The sequence below is a fragment of the Aeromonas sp. FDAARGOS 1415 genome, from assembly GCF_019048365.1.
Taxonomy (GTDB): Bacteria; Pseudomonadota; Gammaproteobacteria; order Enterobacterales; family Aeromonadaceae; genus Aeromonas; species Aeromonas taiwanensis.
The window spans coordinates 2,538,211-2,554,989 of sequence record NZ_CP077363.1 but is presented as its reverse complement, the minus strand read 5'-3'; the positions used below and the strand labels follow the sequence as shown (position 1 = coordinate 2,554,989).

17 protein-coding genes and 1 tRNA gene are annotated in these 16,779 nt (G+C 61.1%); 9 read left to right on the top strand and 9 right to left on the bottom strand.

What is annotated here, in order from left to right:
- The first annotated feature begins 23 nt into the window (after nt 1–23).
- Together tal and I6L45_RS12200 are read left to right on the top strand one after the other, a co-directional pair.
- Entirely contained in the window at nt 24–974 is a 951-nt protein-coding gene (gene tal / locus I6L45_RS12205; protein ID WP_216982197.1) for a transaldolase, read from the top strand.
- Between the two features lie 191 nt (nt 975–1,165).
- On the top strand, nt 1,166–1,345 hold the full coding sequence (locus tag I6L45_RS12200; RefSeq protein ID WP_043762059.1) for a DUF3545 family protein: 180 nt from the start codon (nt 1,166–1,168) through the stop codon (nt 1,343–1,345).
- A 94-nt stretch (nt 1,346–1,439) separates the two neighbouring features.
- Here the strand turns inward: I6L45_RS12200 and I6L45_RS12195 are convergent, their stop codons facing one another.
- Both I6L45_RS12195 and ung read right to left on the bottom strand, forming a co-directional pair.
- Nucleotides 1,440–1,985: a hemerythrin domain-containing protein gene (locus tag I6L45_RS12195; protein WP_043762060.1), complete on the bottom strand. Its 546-nt coding sequence runs from the start codon at nt 1,983–1,985 to the stop codon at nt 1,440–1,442.
- 184 nt (nt 1,986–2,169) lie between these two features.
- Nucleotides 2,170–2,859, bottom strand: coding sequence for a uracil-DNA glycosylase (ung, locus tag I6L45_RS12190; protein ID WP_134696352.1), 690 nt, complete (start codon nt 2,857–2,859; stop codon nt 2,170–2,172).
- Between the two features lie 631 nt (nt 2,860–3,490).
- Here ung and grcA point away from each other — a divergent pair.
- Complete coding sequence (gene grcA, locus I6L45_RS12185) at nt 3,491–3,871, top strand: autonomous glycyl radical cofactor GrcA (RefSeq protein WP_043762063.1); 381 nt, start codon at nt 3,491–3,493, stop codon at nt 3,869–3,871.
- Nucleotides 3,872–3,954: 83 nt separating this feature from the next.
- On the opposite strand, the gene I6L45_RS12180 is transcribed toward grcA, so the two are convergent.
- The 7 genes from I6L45_RS12180 to hemA form a co-directional block, all read right to left on the bottom strand.
- Nucleotides 3,955–5,238: a dicarboxylate/amino acid:cation symporter gene (locus tag I6L45_RS12180; RefSeq protein WP_216982196.1), complete on the bottom strand. Its 1,284-nt coding sequence runs from the start codon at nt 5,236–5,238 to the stop codon at nt 3,955–3,957.
- A gap of 290 nt (nt 5,239–5,528) precedes the next feature.
- Nucleotides 5,529–6,383 (bottom strand): 3-deoxy-8-phosphooctulonate synthase, encoded by an 855-nt coding sequence (gene kdsA / locus I6L45_RS12175; protein WP_043762065.1) that lies wholly within the window; start codon nt 6,381–6,383, stop codon nt 5,529–5,531.
- Nucleotides 6,384–6,480: 97 nt separating this feature from the next.
- Nucleotides 6,481–7,281: a SirB1 family protein gene (locus tag I6L45_RS12170; protein WP_134696350.1), complete on the bottom strand. Its 801-nt coding sequence runs from the start codon at nt 7,279–7,281 to the stop codon at nt 6,481–6,483.
- 11 nt (nt 7,282–7,292) lie between these two features.
- Nucleotides 7,293–7,676, bottom strand: a complete 384-nt coding sequence (locus I6L45_RS12165) for a SirB2 family protein (RefSeq protein WP_134696349.1) — start codon at nt 7,674–7,676, stop codon at nt 7,293–7,295.
- Nucleotides 7,677–7,719: 43 nt separating this feature from the next.
- A complete protein-coding gene (gene prmC, locus I6L45_RS12160; protein WP_216982195.1) occupies nt 7,720–8,553 on the bottom strand; it encodes a peptide chain release factor N(5)-glutamine methyltransferase in 834 nt (277 codons plus the stop codon).
- Nucleotides 8,553–9,641, bottom strand: a complete 1,089-nt coding sequence (prfA, locus tag I6L45_RS12155) for a peptide chain release factor 1 (RefSeq protein WP_043762070.1) — start codon at nt 9,639–9,641, stop codon at nt 8,553–8,555. Before prfA ends, prmC begins: the two co-directional genes overlap by 1 nt.
- 50 nt (nt 9,642–9,691) lie before the next feature.
- Nucleotides 9,692–10,951 (bottom strand): glutamyl-tRNA reductase, encoded by a 1,260-nt coding sequence (hemA, locus tag I6L45_RS12150; protein ID WP_210550164.1) that lies wholly within the window; start codon nt 10,949–10,951, stop codon nt 9,692–9,694.
- 125 nt (nt 10,952–11,076) lie between these two features.
- Between hemA and lolB the strand changes: the two genes are divergently transcribed.
- The 6 genes from lolB (at nt 11,077) to ychF (ending at nt 15,883) form a co-directional block, all read left to right on the top strand.
- The gene (lolB, locus tag I6L45_RS12145) at nt 11,077–11,655 is read left to right on the top strand and encodes a lipoprotein insertase outer membrane protein LolB (protein WP_043762073.1); all 579 of its coding nucleotides are present in this window, start codon (nt 11,077–11,079) and stop codon (nt 11,653–11,655) included.
- On the top strand, nt 11,655–12,554 hold the full coding sequence (gene ispE, locus I6L45_RS12140; protein WP_254204319.1) for a 4-(cytidine 5'-diphospho)-2-C-methyl-D-erythritol kinase: 900 nt from the start codon (nt 11,655–11,657) through the stop codon (nt 12,552–12,554). Before lolB ends, ispE begins: the two co-directional genes overlap by 1 nt.
- Nucleotides 12,534–12,608, top strand: a tRNA-Gln gene (locus tag I6L45_RS12135). The genes ispE and I6L45_RS12135 overlap by 21 nt, the downstream gene beginning before the upstream one ends.
- A gap of 185 nt (nt 12,609–12,793) precedes the next feature.
- On the top strand, nt 12,794–13,741 hold the full coding sequence (locus I6L45_RS12130) for a ribose-phosphate pyrophosphokinase (RefSeq protein WP_010673845.1): 948 nt from the start codon (nt 12,794–12,796) through the stop codon (nt 13,739–13,741).
- A gap of 362 nt (nt 13,742–14,103) precedes the next feature.
- Nucleotides 14,104–14,700, top strand: a complete 597-nt coding sequence (gene pth / locus I6L45_RS12125) for an aminoacyl-tRNA hydrolase (protein ID WP_216982194.1) — start codon at nt 14,104–14,106, stop codon at nt 14,698–14,700.
- Nucleotides 14,701–14,791: 91 nt separating this feature from the next.
- Nucleotides 14,792–15,883 (top strand): redox-regulated ATPase YchF, encoded by a 1,092-nt coding sequence (gene ychF / locus I6L45_RS12120; RefSeq protein ID WP_043762075.1) that lies wholly within the window; start codon nt 14,792–14,794, stop codon nt 15,881–15,883.
- Nucleotides 15,884–16,779 lie beyond the last annotated feature (896 nt).

The following is a 16,779-nucleotide window of genomic DNA, read 5'->3' as shown; positions in this document are numbered from 1 at the left end:
CTCATAAAGAGATGATATTTGCTATGGCCGATAAATTGACCCAGCTGAAAGCCCTGACCACGGTAGTTGCCGATACCGGTGATATCGAAGCCATCAAGCGTTACCAGCCCATCGATGCCACCACCAACCCCTCCCTGGTGTTGAAGGCATCCGAGATCCCCGAGTATGCCCCCCTGATCGAAGACGCCATCAACTGGGCCAAATCCCAGAGCGAGGACAAGGCACAGCAAGTCATCGACGCGGGCGACAAGCTGGCGGTCAACATCGGTCTGGAAGTGCTGAAAATCGTCCCGGGCCGCATCTCCACCGAAGTTGACGCACGTCTCTCCTTCGACACCGACGCCAGCATCGCCAAGGCTCGCAAATTGATCCGCCTCTACAACGAAGCAGGTATCAGCAACGATCGCATCCTGATCAAGCTGGCCTCCACCTGGGAAGGGATCCGCGCCGCCGAGGTGCTGGAGAAAGAGGGCATCCAGTGCAACCTGACCCTGCTGTTCTCCTTCGCCCAGGCCCGCGCCTGTGCCGAAGCCGGTGCCTTCCTGATCTCCCCGTTCGTGGGCCGCATCCTCGACTGGTACAAAGCCAAGCACAACCGTGACTACACCGCGAGCGAAGATCCGGGCGTGGTCTCCGTCACCGCCATCTACAACTACTACAAGCAGCATGACTACCCGACCGTGGTCATGGGTGCGAGCTTCCGCAACACCGGCGAGATCCTGGAACTGGCCGGCTGCGACCGCCTGACCATTGGCCCTGCCCTGCTGGAAGAGCTGAGCAAGGCCGAAGGCGCCGTGGTGCGCAAGCTGGACTACACCGGCGAGCGTCAGGCCAAACCGACTCCGATGAGCGAAGCCGAATTCCGCTGGGAGCTGAACCAGGACGCCATGGCCGTCGAGAAACTGGCCGAAGGCATCCGCATGTTCGCCGTCGACCAGGGCAAGCTGGAAACCATGCTGGCCAGCCGTCTCTGACAGACGCCATAGCGGCCATCTGATCCGTCATCAGCCACCGCTGTCGGGTCGATAACAACCGGGCTCCCGCAAGGGCAGCCCGGTTTTTTTATCCCCGTTCCCGCTTGTCACAACTCCGTCATAAAAACGTTTTATTTTCAAAGGCGTCGTGTTATACGGATGGTGAAAACCATAAAACCAAGGAGGGAGCCATGGACATGTTCAACTTCGATTTTGACGAGGTCGTTGAGCTGGGTTCACGTAGCCGCGGGACAACGGGAAAAAAACGCAAATGGCGTGAGATTGAGGCGCTTAAAGACAAGCACCGCCTGCAAAAGGAGCTGCAGGCCATCGACATCGCCTACGAGGGGTCGGACGAACTGGAACTCTGATCGCAGCAAGCTCGCCCCTGTCATGCTCGGATGAGCGGACACCTGAAAACAACGCCCCGGCTTGGCCGGGGCGTTGTTTTCAGGTGTCGGGAACTCAGGAGGCAGGCAGCGAGAGCTGTTTGGCCAGCGCCTGGAAGTGCTGGCTCACCTCGGCCCCGAACAGGGGATCATTGATGGCCCGGTTCTGCCAGAGCTGTTCGAGGTGGCGCCAGTCATCTTCTGTCAGGGAGTCGCGCAGATGGGGGAAGATCACCCCTTCCTCATAGTTCATGTGCGCCTCCTGCTGCGCGATGAACTGCTCCAGCCTGTCGGTGAACTGATCCAGCGGGATGACCGCATCCATCAGGATCATCTCCACCATCTCCTTGAGCTCGGTGCCCGCATCCAGCAGGCGGGCGTGCTCCTCATGCAGGCGGTTCGCCACCTCCCCCTCCACGACCCTGTACTTCAGGTAGTAGTCGTAAATCATGTCCTCTTTCGGATGGTGGTACTTGTCGGATACCTCCCTGAGATAGTCCACCACATCCCTGAGCAGGAAATAACTCACCGGCTGCTCGTTGCGAATGGCGACCAGCTTCTGCCTGAGCAGCGTCAGCAACCGGGTGATGTTGATATGGTCCTTGTGCAGACTCGATAACATGGGCACTCCTTGCACTGAATTGAGAAGAATACTCTCTCGAGTATACGGTCATTTATTACGTGAACTTTGCACTCAATCAAGTCGACAGCAGACAATGGACGCCCGGATTCCTGCACGGATCCCCTGACACCGGCCATCACGGGGGCGCGATGACGCCTTGTCGGCGCCCCCTTACACAGGGTTATCAGGCAGTAGGTACGGCGGTGTCGCGGCAGACCGAGAGCCAGTCGATGGGGCTCATCCCCTGCTGGGTCAGCAGGCGGTTTGCCTCGGAGAAATGACCGCAGCCGATGAAGCCGCGATGGGCGGAGAGCGGGCTGGGATGAGGAGCACTCAGCACATGGTGGCGCGACCTGTCGATAAAGCGGCCCTTCTTCTGGGCGTGGGCCCCCCACAGCAGGAACACGACCCCCTCGCGGCTCGCGTTGATCTGCTCGATGACCCTGTCGGTGAAGGTCTCCCAACCCAGGTGGGCGTGGGAGTGGGCCATGCCCGCCTGCACCGTCAGCACCGTATTGAGCAGCAGCACCCCCTGCCTGGCCCAGGACTCCAGAAAACCGTGGCCGGGTGTGACAAAACCGGGCAGATCCCGCTGCATCTCCTTGTAGATGTTGACCAGGGAAGGAGGCGTGCGCACGCCGGGCAGCACGGAGAAGCAGAGGCCGTGAGCCTGATCCGGGCCGTGATAGGGATCCTGCCCCAGGATCACCACCTTGACCTCGTCCAGCTCGGTCAGCTTGAAGGCGTTGAAGACCTCGGTCGCCGGCGGATAGATCACCTTGCCAGCCTCCCGCTCGGCCCTGACCGTCGCCAGGGTCGCCTTGAAGTACTCCTGCTCTTTCTCCGAACCAATCACATCTTTCCAGGTCAGCACGCCCGTCTCCTCTCTTCGCAAATCACACCGACAACCCAGGCTGGCGCACCAGCCTCCCCTGCTCCGACGCCACCTTTCTGTCCAGGCCGGCGCCGCGTCACCCCGGTCAACGAAGCAAGGGGCTCAGGATAGGGGCCCGGGCGGCAAGACGCAACCGCAGCCCGGCCAGGGCTGCCCGCCATGGGTGCGGCTCGCGCAGCCTGCTTTCAGTGTATGAAGACGAGCATTCGACCAGGGGGGATAGCCCGGGAGACGGCTCCCTCCTGCCACGGGCAGGGGGGGAGTTCATGCCTTCCCCCTCAGCCATCCCGTGACATGAAAAAAGGACCAAAGGTGTAGTTAATTTACTAGATATGAATATTAAAAAATGCATAATTTATATATCTTACGAAATCGCAAAAATGATCTCTTTTTGATTAAACTCAATAAATTAATATCTTGCTGCGCCGAAAAAACGCGCATTTATTGATTTGGATCAATTTTCGTATTATTACCATCATGATATATATGACCCCAACGAAGTAAAGGTGTAAGGCAAGGCCCCGTTAAATCATCCCGTCATCCAGGTGGTTTAAAAACATCAGGGTAATGTGCTTACCGTTGAATCCGCTTTCCTATGAGGAGTCATACCATGATCAAGGGCATCCAAATCACCCAGTCCGCCAATACCGCACTGCTGAACTCTTTCTGGCTGCTGGACGAAGAGAAGCAGCAAGCTCGTTGCATCTGCGCCAAGGGCGACAGCTTCGCCGCCGATCAGGAAGTCAACCTGGCTGATCTCGGCCAGTTCGAATACCGTGAACTGCCGGTCCAGAGCGAGCCGGTGGTCGAAGGGGGTCAGCACCTGAACGTCAACGTGCTGCGCCGCGAGACCCTGGAAGACGCCATCGCCAACCCGGAGAAGTACCCGCAGCTGACCATCCGAGTCTCCGGCTACGCCGTGCGCTTCAATGCACTGACTCCGGAACAGCAGCGTGACGTGGTCACCCGTACCTTCACCCAGAGCCTGTAAATCACTCTGCGTAAGAAACGAATGAAAAAAACGGCCCGCGCGGGCCGTTTTTTTATGGGTAACCGTCATGATCAAAGGGCGATTCAGCCCCGCAGATCCACCGGCTTGGCCGTCACGGGTTTCGCCAGGGCCTCCTGCATCTTCTCCTCATCAAGCTGATCGCAGTAGCGGGCCACCACCAGGGTCGCGACGCCATTGCCGATGAGGTTGGTCAGGGCGCGGGCCTCCGACATGAAGCGATCGATCCCGAGGATCAGCGCCAGCCCCGCCAGCGGCAGGTGCCCCACCGCCGAGATGGTGGCCGCCAGCACGATGAAGCCGCTCCCGGTCACCCCGGCCGCCCCCTTGGAGGAGATGAGCAGCACCACCAGCAGGGTGAGTTGATGGAACAAGTCCAGCGGGGTATTGGTCGCCTGTGCGATGAAGACGGCGGCCATGGTCAGGTAGATGGAGGTGCCGTCCAAGTTGAAGGAGTAACCGGTCGGGATCACCAGACCCACCACCGACTTCTTGCAGCCGAGCGCCTCCATCTTCACCAGCATGCGCGGCAAGACAGATTCGGAGGAGGAGGTTCCCAGCACGATCAACAACTCTTCCCGGATATAGGCAATAAAGCGCACAATGCTGAAGCCATTGGCTTTGGCGATACTGCCGAGCACCAGGAAAATAAACAGCAGGCAGGTCAGATAGAAGCTAGCAATTAATTGCCCCAGCTGCACCAGGGAGCCGATGCCATATTTTCCTATGGTGAAGGCCATGGCACCAAATGCCCCGATCGGTGCCAATTTCATGATCATGTTGATGATGCCAAAAATAACATGGGAGAAGCCATCAATAATATTGAAGATGGTTTTTCCCTTCTCCCCGATATGATGCAGGGAGAAGCCGAACAGGACAGCAAATAACAGCACCTGGAGGATATTGCCACCGGCGAAGGCCCCGATCACGCTAGCCGGGATCACGTCCAGCAGGAAGGCGACGATGCCCTGTGACTGGGCCTGATCCGCATAGACCGAGATGGCGCTGGCGTCGAGCGAAGAGGGGTCAACATTCATGCCGGCCCCGGGCTGCAGCAGGTTGACCACGCACAGGCCGATGATGAGGGCCAGGGTGCTCACCACCTCGAAATAGATCAGCGCGATGGCCCCCGTCTTGCCCACCGCCTTCATGCTCTCCATGCCGGCGATCCCCGTCACCACGGTGCAGAAAATAACGGGGGCGATGATCATCTTGATTAATTTCACGAAGCCATCACCGAGGGGTTTCATATCGGCGCCCAGGCTTGGATAAAAATGCCCCAACAATATGCCGATGGTGATTGCCAATATCACCTGAAAGTAGAGGCTGCTGACTATTTTCTTGTGCATGCTCAACGTCCTGTTAATTAATTGACTCGGGTGATGGCAAAAAATGCATGCAGCGATCCGCGGCGAGATAGTTGGCTATCCCACCCGCTTCATACCTTTCACCATCCAGACGGTCGCTACTCTTGCACGTCAAAAAGGGCAATTAAGAGACATCAATCACACAACATATTTAACATCATTAACACCACGGAAACATGGGTGTTATATGACAACAACAAGTGCCATTCGAATATTTAAAATAAAAAAATGCCCCGCATGGCGGGGCATTGTTGTCCGGGAAGGCTGAGGGATCAGACGGAGGTGTCGAGGGGCTCGAAGCCCTTGACCAGATCGTCGATGGCTTTCATCTGCTTGAGGAAGCCTTCCAGCTTCTCCAGCGGCAGGGCGCTCGGGCCGTCGCAACGGGCCACCTTGGGGTCAGGGTGGGATTCGATAAACAGACCCGCCAGGCCCACCGCCATGCCGGCACGGGCCAGCTCTGCCACCTGCTCGCGGCGACCGCCGGAGGCGGCGCCCATGGGGTCACGGCACTGCAGGGAGTGGGTCACATCGAAGATGACGGGGTAGCCGCCCGTGCTCTTCTTCATGACGCCCAGGCCCAGCATGTCGACCACCAGGTTGTCATAACCGAAGTTGACGCCGCGCTCGCACAGGATCAATCGATCGTTGCCGCACTCCTCGAACTTGTCGGTGATGTTCTTCATCTGGCTCGGGCTCAGGAACTGCGGCTTCTTGATATTGATGACGTTGCCGGTGCGGGCCATGGCCTCCACCAGGTCGGTCTGGCGCGCCAGGAAGGCGGGCAGCTGGATGACGTCCACCACTTCCGCGACTGCCTTGGCCTGGTGCGGTTCATGCAGATCGGAGATGACCGGCATGCCGAAGGTCGCTTTCAGCTCCTGGAAGATCTTCATCCCCTCTTCCAGACCCGGGCCGCGGTAGGAGTGGATGGAGGAGCGGTTGGCCTTGTCCCAACTCGCCTTGAACACGAACGGGATGCCCAGCCGGCTGGTCACTTCCACGTACTTCTCGCACACCGCCATTGCCATGTCGCGGGATTCCAGCACGTTCATGCCACCAAACAGCACGAAGGGCTTGTCGTTGGCGACGTCGATGCCATTGACCTTGATATTCTTCTGTTCCATCTCAGGCTTCCTCAGTGAAGGGACTTGGAGTTCGAATCCAAGCTAAGCCGCTGTGCCTGGGCACGTCGACCTTGATACGTTTCATCTCGCCCCTTCCTCAATGGAGGGGCTTGGGGGTCAGATCCAGCGTGGCCAGCTGGGTTTTCAGCACATCGGCCACAGGGTCATCCGGGCATTGCTCGATAAAATATTCGAAATCGTCGGCGGCGAAGCGCGGGCAATCGAGCTGTTCATAGATAAAGCCCCGATCCCGCGTCTCCAGCGGATCGCCGGGCTTCATGCGCAGCAGCAGTTCGCTGCAACGCAGCGCCTCTGTCATCCGTTCCTCCCGCAGCAGGGCGCCCTTGCTGACGTTGAGCAGGCGCTCGATGATCTCCCACTGGCCCGCAGGCTGCAAATGATCGTCGCTCAGGATGGCCAGGTTGCCGAGGGCACCGCGCAGCAACAGCTCGATGCGGTGCCGGCTCAGCTCGTCACCGTTGAAGGGGTCCACATAGACCTCCCCGTCCAGGCCGGCGAAGCTCAGCAGGAAGTGGCCGGGGAAGCAGATCCCCTCCACATCCAGGCCAATCTTGCGGCCCAGCTGGATGATGAGAATGCCAAGGCTCACCGGTATGCCCTTGCGTCTGGTCAGCACCTGGTTCAGGTCGCAATTGGCCGCAGAGAAGTAATCCTGCCAGTCGCCACGAAACCCCAGGGTCTGGTAGAACCCCTGCAGCAACTGACGGCGCACCTCGTCGCAGTCCCCCTCGGCAATCGCCTCGTCCAGCCAGGCGTCGAGGCGGGCCAGTTCGGCCTCCCCGCTCCCACCCTGTCCCCGGATCTCGTCGCTCACCGACAGCGCCAGCTCGGCGATGTCATGGGCTTCGAAATCGGTCCATTCGTCCACGCGTATCATCGTCGTCATCCCTAACCGAACAGGCTGGCCTGTTTCAGGACAGCAAGCTTGGCGATAAAGAAGATCCACCCCAGGGCCCCCAGGAAGGCAAACCAGCGAATGCCGTTGCTGCGCGCCAGGCGCAGGGCCATCATGGCCAGGAACACCACCACCAGCACCGAGGTCAGCTTCTCCGCGAGCCAGGGGATGGCGTTGTTCAAGGGGTTGAGGCCCAGCAACATGCAGAGCAGCACGCCGGTGAGCACCACCAGGCCGTTGAGCCAGCCGCTCACCTTGAGAGTGCGGGCGCCCCCTGCCAGAGCGGAGCCGGTCTGCAACCAGTAAAAGCGCAGTATGAACATCAGCACGGCCCCGGCTATCAGGGCGAGGTGCAGATGCTTGAGAGCAACATACATAACAGTTCCTTGCACCAGGGCGGGAGCCTCCCGCCCGTCATCATCACCGAGCCAGCCGCCCCAGGGTCACTCGCTCGTTATCACCGTAATCGCGCACGGTTTCCACCTGGTCGTAGCCCTGCTGCAGCAGGAGTTGACGCACTGCGGCCCCCTGATCCCAGCCGTGCTCCAGCAGTAGCCAGCCACCGGACACCAGGTGGGCAGGTGCGCCTGCCACGATAAGGCGGATATCCGCCAGTCCCTGCTCGTCCGCCACCAGAGCGGAGCGGGGCTCGAAGCGCACGTCCCCCTGATCGAGGTGCGGGTCCGCTCCGTCGATGTAGGGGGGGTTGGAGACGATCATCGCAAAGCGCGGGGCGCCCGAGAGCGGCTCGAACCAGCTGCCGTCCCGCACGGTGACGGGCAAACCCAGCGCGGCGCTGTTGGCGCGGGCCAGGGCGGCGGCCTCCGGCATCCTGTCCACGGCCCATACATCGGCATCGGGTCGCTCGGACTTGAGCGCCAGCGCGATGGCGCCGGTACCTGTACCGAGATCCAGCAGGGCGCAGGGGCCTGCAGGCAGCCGCACCAGCGCTTGCTCCACCAGCACCTCGGTATCCGGGCGCGGGATCAGGGTCGCCGGACTCACTTTCAGCGGCAGCGACCAGAACTCCCGCTCCCCGATGAGGTGAGCGATGGGCTCGCCGTTCAGACGGCGAGCCAGCCAGCCCTGCAGGGTCGCCTGCTGGGCCGCATCGAGCTCGCGCTCCGGCCAGGTCATCAGGTAGCTGCGCCGGCAGTCCAGCAGATGGCACAGCAGGGCATCGGCATCGGCGCGGGGGGACTCCCCGGAGGCCAACGTCGCCATGATGTGGGCGCGGGCCTGCTGGATCTGCATCAGTTGCTCTCGGCCAGGGAGGCGAGCTGGTCGGCCTGATACTCCTGCACCAGGGGGGTGATCACGCAGTCCAGATCCCCCTCCAGGATCTCGCCGAGGCGATACAGGGTGAGGTTGATGCGGTGCTCGGAGAGGCGCCCCTGGGGGTAGTTGTAGGTGCGGATACGCTCGGAGCGATCGCCGGATCCCACCAGGTTGCGGCGGGTGCTCTGCTCGGCGGCGCGGTGGCGCTCATCCTCGGCCGCCTGCAGGCGGGCGGAGAGCACCGACATCGCCTTGGCGCGGTTCTTGTGCTGGGAGCGCTCGTCCTGGCACTCCACCACCAGGCCGGTGGGCAGGTGGGTGATGCGGATGGCGGAGTCGGTCTTGTTGACGTGCTGGCCGCCCGCCCCGGAGGCGCGGAAGGTGTCGATCTTCAGCTCGGAGGGGTTGATCTCGATCTGCTCGGCTTCCGGCACTTCCGGCAACACGGCGACGGTGCAAGCGGAGGTGTGGACCCGCCCCTGGGACTCGGTTTCCGGCACTCGCTGTACCCGGTGACCACCGGACTCAAACTTGAGGCGGCCGTAGACGTGCTCGCCGTCCACCTTGGCGATCACCTCCTTGTATCCACCGTGTTCGCCGTCATTGCAGCTGACGATGGAGACGCGCCAGCCCTGGCGTTCGGCGTAGCGCGAATACATGCGGAACAGATCCCCCGCGAAGATGGCCGCCTCGTCGCCACCGGCGCCAGCGCGGATTTCCAGATAGCAGTTGTTGTCATCCTTGGGGTCGCGGGGCAGCAACATCACCTGCAGCGCCTGCTCCTGCGCCTCGAACTCGGCCTTGGCCAGCGGCAGCTCCTCCTGCGCCATCTCGCGCAGGTCGGCATCCTCCTCTTCCAGCATCAGCCGGGTGGTCTCGAGGTTCTCCTCCGCCTGACGGAAGCGCTGGAAGCCGTGAACGATGTCTTCCAGCTGGGCATATTCCCGGGTCAGGGCGCGGTATCTGTCCTGATCCGAGGCGACCCCGGGCTCCCCGAGCAGGGCCTGTACTTCTTCGTGGCGCTCGATGAGGCCTTCCAGCTTTCTGATCAATGACGGGTTCATAACTCTTGGATTCTCGATGGAGGACGGGACGGCAAAAGGCCGCCCCAACACTATGACTCTTGTGACAACCCCAGCACCTGACGCAGCTGGGCCAGCTTGTGGGTATCCCCCTGGGCGGCGGCCTGGCGCAGGGCCTGGGTCGGTGCGTGGATCAATTTGTTGGTGAGACGGTGCGCCAGCGCCTTGAGGGCCTGCTCGGCATGCTCGCCCTGTTGCAGGGCCAGCAGGGCGCGTTGCAGCTCTTCGTCGGCCACCTGCTGGGACTGGTGGCGATAATCGCGGATGAGATCCACCGAGTGCTGGCTGCGATACCAGCCCATGAAGTCGTCGCGCTCTTCCTGGACGATGAGCTCCGCCTCGGCGGCCGCCCGTTTGCGGGTCTCGAGGTTCTGCTCGATGATGCCCTGCAGATCGTCCACCGTGTAGAGATAGGCGTCGGAGAGCTCGTCCACCTCGGCCTCGATGTCGCGGGGCACGGCGATGTCCACCAGGAACATAGGCCTGAAGCGGCGGGCCTTCAGCGCCCGCTCCACCATGCCCTTGCCGAGGATGGGCAAGGGGCTCGCGGTGGAGCTGATGACGATATCCGCCTCGTGCAGGTAGTCCGGGATCTCCTCCAGGGTCATCACCTGGGCGCCGAACTCCTCGGCCAGCAGCTGGGCCCGCTGCAGGGTGCGGTTCGCCACCATCATGCGGGTGACGTTCTGCTCGCGCAGGTGACGGGCCACCAGTTCGATGGTCTCGCCGGCACCGACCAGCAGCACCTTGGTCTGGGAGAGATCGGAGAAGATGCGCCGGGCCAGGCTCACGGCGGCGAAGGCCACCGAGACCGCGCTGGCGCCGATCTCGGTGTCGGTCCGCACCCGTTTGGCCACCGAGAAGGACTTCTGGAACAGCCGCTCCAGGGATCCCTTCACCGCTTCCGCCTGCTGGGCATGGGCGTAGGACTGCTTGATCTGCCCCAGGATCTGTGGCTCCCCCAGCACCAGGGAGTCGAGGCCGCAGGCGACCCGCATCAGGTGGCGCACCGCCTCCTCGTCCCTGTGCTGGTAGATGGCGGAGAGCACCTCGCTCGCCTCCAGTTCGTGGAAGCGCTGCAACCAGTTCAGGACCTGCTCCCCCTGCCCCTGCTCCAGGCTGCAGTAGAGCTCGGTGCGGTTGCAGGTGGAGACGATCACCGCCTCGCTGACGCCAGGCTGCTCCACCAGCTCACGCAGGGCGCGATCGATGCGGTCCGGGCCAAAGGCGACCCGCTCCCGCAAGGCGACACTGGCGGTGTTGTGGTTGATTCCGAGGGCAAGCAGACTCATGGATGGGTGATGATCGTTTCATGCACAGGGTGTAAAGGCCGACAATTGTACGAGAAAGGGTAAGTCTTTAAAAGCGATACGGCCGCCCCGTATACTGTGGCAAACCTTTTGTTCGGAGCACGACCTTGTTCTTGCGTATCTTCTCCCTCGCCTGCCTGCTGGTGCTGGCGGGCTGTACCACCACTCAACCCCAGCGGGATCAGGTCAACTGGCAGCAGGAGCGAGCCCGTCTCGAGCGCCTCACCCACTGGCAGCTGTCGGGCAAGATGGCCATCATCACCGCCCGGCAGAAGGGCAGCGCGCGCCTCAACTGGCAACAGGATGGCGACGACTACCGCCTCAACCTCACCAGCCTCATCGGCACCCACATCCTGGAGCTCTCCCGCAGCAAGGGGGAGGTGAGCCTGCTCGACAACGACGGCAAGCTGCACCAGAGCCAGGATGCCGAGGCGCTCGTCTACCAGCTCACTGGCTGGCACATCCCGGTGGCCGGGCTGCCGGAGTGGATCAAGGGGCTGCCGGGCAACGCCGAGTTCGAGCTCAACCCCGACGCCAGCCTCGCCAGCGTGCGCGATGGCCAGTGGCAGATCGTCTATGGCGACTATCGGGATCAGGACGGTTACCGCCTGCCCCACCTGCTGACCATGACGGGTCAGGAGAGCCGCCTCAAGCTGCAGATCAACCAGTGGACGCTGGCACAGTGATGACCCAGGAGCACAGCACCATGATGAGCCCGGGCCAGATCCGCTGGCCCGCACCGGCCAAGCTCAACCTCTTCCTGCACGTCAACAGTCGCCGCCCCGACGGCTACCACGAGCTGCAGACCCTGTTCATCTTCCTCAATCACGGCGACTGGCTCGCGTTCGAGCCGATCCCGGCCAGCGACCAGCTCACCCTGAGCCCCGCGATCCCCGGCGTGCCCGATGAGCAGAACCTCATCATCCGCGCCGCCCGCCTGCTGCAGGCCAGGTTGCCGAGCCCGCAGGGGGCCCACATCCGGCTGGAGAAGGTGCTGCCCATGGGTGGCGGCATCGGCGGCGGCTCGTCCGATGCGGCCACCACCCTCGTGGCCTTGAACCACCTCTGGCAGGCCGGCTTGAGTGAAGACGAGCTGGCCGAACTCGGCGTGCAACTCGGCGCCGACGTGCCGGTGTTCGTGCGCGGCAAGGCCGCCTTTGCCGAGGGGGTGGGTGAGCGATTGCAGCCGGTCGAGGTGCCTTCTGCCTGGTATCTGGTGCTCAAGCCAGACTGCCATGTCGCAACGGCGGCCGTGTTCCAGGATCCGGATCTGCCGAGAAATACCCCGAAAATGGCATTGCACAACCTGCTGGACGGAGAGTGGAAAAACGATTGCGAATTGCTGGTGAAAAAGCGCCACCCCGAGGTTGCCAATGCGCTCGGCTGGTTGCTAGAATACGCGCCGTCAAGAATGACGGGCACTGGCGCCTGCGTCTTTGCTCAATTTGAAGACGAAATGGCTGCTCGGAAGGTGTTGGCCAAAGTGCCGGAAGGCTGGGATGGGTTTGTCGCCAAGGGCGAGAACATATCACCACTCTTCGCCACTTTGCAACAAGTCAGTGATTGGGGTATCGCCAAGCGGTAAGGCAGCGGGTTTTGATCTCGCCATTCCTAGGTTCGAATCCTAGTACCCCAGCCAAACTGGCATGATGACGCATCAGAGGTGGACGCCCCCCTGTCCACCCACCCTGTAGGGGGTGATGCGGGGCCATTTTTCCTTTGCTGTGACCTTGTCCGTCATCTTGCTGAATCGTTTGCCCCCAAACGATCCGGGTCTGGAATCAGACTCCCCACATACTGGATGCAACCCCGAGGTTTCAAACCGTGCCTGACATGAAGCTGTTTGCTGGTAACGCAACGCCGGAACTAGCCCAGAAGATCGCAGATCGCCTGTTTATCAAACTCGGCAATGCTGCCGTAGGTCGCTTTAGCGACGGCGAGATCAGCGTACAGATCAACGAGAATGTACGCGGTGGCGATATCTTCATCATTCAATCCACCTGTGCCCCGACCAACGACAATTTGATGGAATTGATCGTCATGGTGGACGCACTGCGTCGTGCTTCAGCTGGCCGTATCACTGCCGTTATCCCCTACTTTGGTTATGCCCGTCAGGACCGCCGCGTCCGCTCCGCCCGTGTGCCCATCACCGCCAAGGTCGTCGCCGACTTCCTCTCCAGCGTGGGTGTGGACCGTGTGCTGACCGTTGACCTGCATGCCGAGCAGATCCAGGGCTTCTTCGACGTCCCCGTCGACAACGTGTTCGGCAGCCCGGTGCTGCTGGAAGACATGAAGGCCAAGAACCTCGAATCCCCCGTGGTCGTGTCGCCGGACATCGGCGGCGTGGTCCGTGCCCGTGCCATCGCCAAGCTGCTGGACGACACCGACATCGCCATCATCGACAAGCGTCGTCCCCGCCCGAACGTCTCCCAGGTCATGCACCTGATCGGCGACGTGGCCGGCCGTGACTGCGTCATCGTCGACGACATGATCGACACCGGTGGCACCCTGTGCAAGGCGGCCGAAGCGCTGAAAGAGCGCGGTGCCAAGCGCGTGTTCGCCTATGCGACCCACCCTGTCTTCTCCGGCACTGCCGTTGAAAACATCAAGAACTCCGTGATCGACGAGCTGATCATCACCGACTCCATCCCGCTCACCCCGGAGATGAAGGCAGTCGGCAAGGTCAAGCAGCTGACCCTCTCTTCCGTACTGGCAGAGGCCATCCGTCGTATCAGCAACGAAGAGTCCATCTCTGCCATGTTCGAGCATTGATAGACCCCGTTGTGACAAAAACCGCCGAACGGCGGTTTTTGTTTTTTGGTCTCCTGCACACCGCAACCTCCCGGGATCCCGCACCGACCTGAGCGGCCACACCTGCGCCCGCAAAGCTGACCCCGGCTTCCCGCTTCACGCTTGATGCCACGGCGCTTGCGCTTCGCCCCCAGGCCGCCGGGCAGACACCAACATGTCGACGTGAAAAACCATCAGGGGCCAGCCCCATGACCACAGGATCCCGGCTTTTCGCTGACCGTTGCCGCACTTTGGTTGAGTGATCGCCAGTCGGCGGCTAGAATATTGCGTCCCATTGCCCCGGGCCATCCGCTCATGGCAAGTAGCGAGTGAAGACATCAAGCGTGACAAGTCAAATCAAACTGATTGTCGGGCTGGGAAATCCCGGCCCCGAATATGCCAAGACCCGCCACAATGCGGGGGCCTGGTATGTGGAGCAGCTGGCCCGCTGGCACAATGTCAGCCTGCGCGAAGAGCCCAAGTTCTTCGGCCACACCGCCCGCATCCTGGTGGACGGGCAGGATGTACGCCTGCTCATCCCGAACACCTACATGAACCTCTCCGGCAAGGCCGTGGCAGCGCTCGCGCGTTTCTACCAGATAGTCCCGGAAGAGATCCTGGTGGCCCACGACGAGCTGGACCTGCCCCCCGGCATCGCCAAGTTCAAGCAGGGTGGTGGCCACGGTGGCCACAACGGCCTCAAGGACATCATCGCCAGGATGGGCAACAACAATAACTTTTTCCGGCTGCGTCTGGGGATAGGTCATCCCGGTGCCAAGGAGCTGGTCGCCGGCTTCGTGCTCACCAAGGCGCCCAGCAGTGAACAGAGCCTGATCGAAGCCGCACTGGACGAGTCCCTGCGCGCCACCGACATCCTGTTCAAGCAGGACATGACCAAGGCCATGAACCGCCTGCACAGTTTCAAGGCCGAGAAAGTCTGAACACGAAGCCTGGCAAGATGCCAGGCGCGAACAACACGACGGGTCGCCCGCGCGGCCCTCAAACAGCATCCATCAAGTAAGGTAACAATCCATGGGTTTTAAATGCGGTATCGTGGGCCTGCCCAATGTAGGCAAATCCACCCTGTTCAATGCGCTGACCAAGGCCGGCATCGAAGCCGCCAACTTCCCGTTCTGCACCATTGAGCCGAACACGGGTGTGGTCCCCATGCCGGATCCCCGTCTCGACCAGCTGGCGGCCATCATCAATCCGCAGCGTGTCGTGCCGACCACCATGGAATTCGTGGACATCGCCGGCCTGGTCGCCGGTGCCTCCAAGGGCGAGGGCCTGGGCAACCAGTTCCTGGCCAACATCCGCGAGACCGAGGCCATCGGTCACGTGGTGCGCTGCTTCGAAGACGAGAACATCGTTCACGTCGCAGGCAAGGTCTCCCCGGCCGACGACATCGAGGTGATCAACACCGAGCTGGCCCTCTCCGACCTGGACGCCTGCGAGCGCGCCATCAACCGCCAGTCCAAGCGTGCCAAGGGCGGCGACAAGGATGCCAAGCTGGAAGTGGAAGTGCTGGAGAAGATCAAGGTGGCACTGGAAAACGGCCAGATGATCCGTGGCATGAAGCTGGACAAGGAGGAGCTGGACGCCGTTGCCCACCTCAACTTCCTGACCCTCAAGCCCACCATGTACATCGCCAACGTGGCGGAAGACGGCTTCGAGAACAACCCCTTCCTGGACAAGGTGCGTGAGATCGCCGCCGCCGAGAACGCCGTGGTAGTCGTGGTCTGCTGCGCCATCGAGGCGGATATCGCCGAGCTGGACGACGAGGATCGCGCCGAGTTCATGGCGGATCTGGGCATCGAGGAGCCGGGCCTGAACCGGGTGATCCGCTCCGGTTACGAGCTGCTGAACCTGCAAACCTACTTCACCGCCGGGGTGAAGGAAGTACGCGCCTGGACCATTCCGGTCGGCGCCACTGCCCCGCAGGCGGCAGGCAAGATCCACACCGACTTCGAGAAAGGCTTCATCCGCGCCCAGACCATCGCCTTCGACGACTTCATCACCTACAAGGGTGAGCAAGGCGCCAAGGAAGCGGGCAAGATGCGCGCCGAAGGGAAGGACTACATCGTCAAAGATGGCGACATCATGAACTTCCTGTTCAACGTGTAATCGCCTGCGCCATCAAAGCGCATTGATGGCGGGGTTGCTCCCTGAGCTCGGCACCGTTCGAGCCAGGAAGCAACCCCGCTTGCTGTCAGGCTGCGATCATAGTCCCGCCCTCATCTGTCACCCCGGCCAGCCGGCCTTCCATCTCCCCCACCAATCACCATCCCCTGCAACGGCTCTCTTCTGTACGTCATCGGGATTGCTCACCCCCTTCTCTTAATTCCTTTTCTTGCTCCCTTTTTGCCGCTTCCAGTGTACAAGGAGAGATCGCCGCTTTGTGGCATGCGTGGAGCAGGTCTTGATAAACGAATGTCCACGAAACAGACGGATCCTGAAGAGAGCACTCTGGGTGATCTCTTCAGATATCGGGATGGGAGAGAGCGGGCTTTTCGCTGGGGAAGAGTATGCCGAGATGGGGAAGAACAACGGGTGTAGGCCCCGGGGAAGCGAGCCAGGGCTGTACACTTATCTTGTTACAACAACGACTTCTCTCTGATCAACCTGTGGCGTGATGGCCACAAAGTAATTTCGACCCCCTCCTTTGCCATAAGGACTTCTCATCTCTTCCCAGGAAGCCCCCCCCGATGAAGTGGGATCATCGGGAATGGGCGAGGAGGAACAGGCGGCGAGAAATAGCGGTGCTGCTATTAGCAAGGCAAGCTTTAACGTTTTCATATCAACGTCCTCTGTCCAGCCAATGGGCTGGACTTGCGAGTATCATTTTAGTTCAGTCGCTCGCACAGGACTCCTTATGGCCAAGGTCCACATTGACCCTCGCTGGCCTGCCAACCAAAATCTTTTTTGAATTCAATACGCAGGCGCTCTCAACTCATTATCAAAAGAGTTTCTACAAATAATTAACATTCAAACTACTGTACAAGACATTGCCTCCACTCATC

Coding starts and splice junctions, on each gene's coding strand:
- prmC (WP_216982195.1), bottom strand. CDS start 8,553: ATGCAGATCCAGCAGGCCCGCGCCCACATCATGGCGACGTTGGCCTCC.
- I6L45_RS12195 (WP_043762060.1), bottom strand. CDS start 1,985: ATGTTATCGAGTCTGCACAAGGACCATATCAACATCACCCGGTTGCTG.
- ychF (WP_043762075.1), top strand. CDS start 14,792: ATGGGTTTTAAATGCGGTATCGTGGGCCTGCCCAATGTAGGCAAATCC.
- tal (WP_216982197.1), top strand. CDS start 24: ATGGCCGATAAATTGACCCAGCTGAAAGCCCTGACCACGGTAGTTGCC.
- I6L45_RS12165 (WP_134696349.1), bottom strand. CDS start 7,676: ATGTATGTTGCTCTCAAGCATCTGCACCTCGCCCTGATAGCCGGGGCC.
- hemA (WP_210550164.1), bottom strand. CDS start 10,951: ATGAGTCTGCTTGCCCTCGGAATCAACCACAACACCGCCAGTGTCGCC.
- ispE (WP_254204319.1), top strand. CDS start 11,655: ATGACCCAGGAGCACAGCACCATGATGAGCCCGGGCCAGATCCGCTGG.
- I6L45_RS12170 (WP_134696350.1), bottom strand. CDS start 7,281: ATGATACGCGTGGACGAATGGACCGATTTCGAAGCCCATGACATCGCC.
- kdsA (WP_043762065.1), bottom strand. CDS start 6,383: ATGGAACAGAAGAATATCAAGGTCAATGGCATCGACGTCGCCAACGAC.
- I6L45_RS12200 (WP_043762059.1), top strand. CDS start 1,166: ATGGACATGTTCAACTTCGATTTTGACGAGGTCGTTGAGCTGGGTTCA.
- prfA (WP_043762070.1), bottom strand. CDS start 9,641: ATGAACCCGTCATTGATCAGAAAGCTGGAAGGCCTCATCGAGCGCCAC.
- I6L45_RS12180 (WP_216982196.1), bottom strand. CDS start 5,238: ATGCACAAGAAAATAGTCAGCAGCCTCTACTTTCAGGTGATATTGGCA.
- grcA (WP_043762063.1), top strand. CDS start 3,491: ATGATCAAGGGCATCCAAATCACCCAGTCCGCCAATACCGCACTGCTG.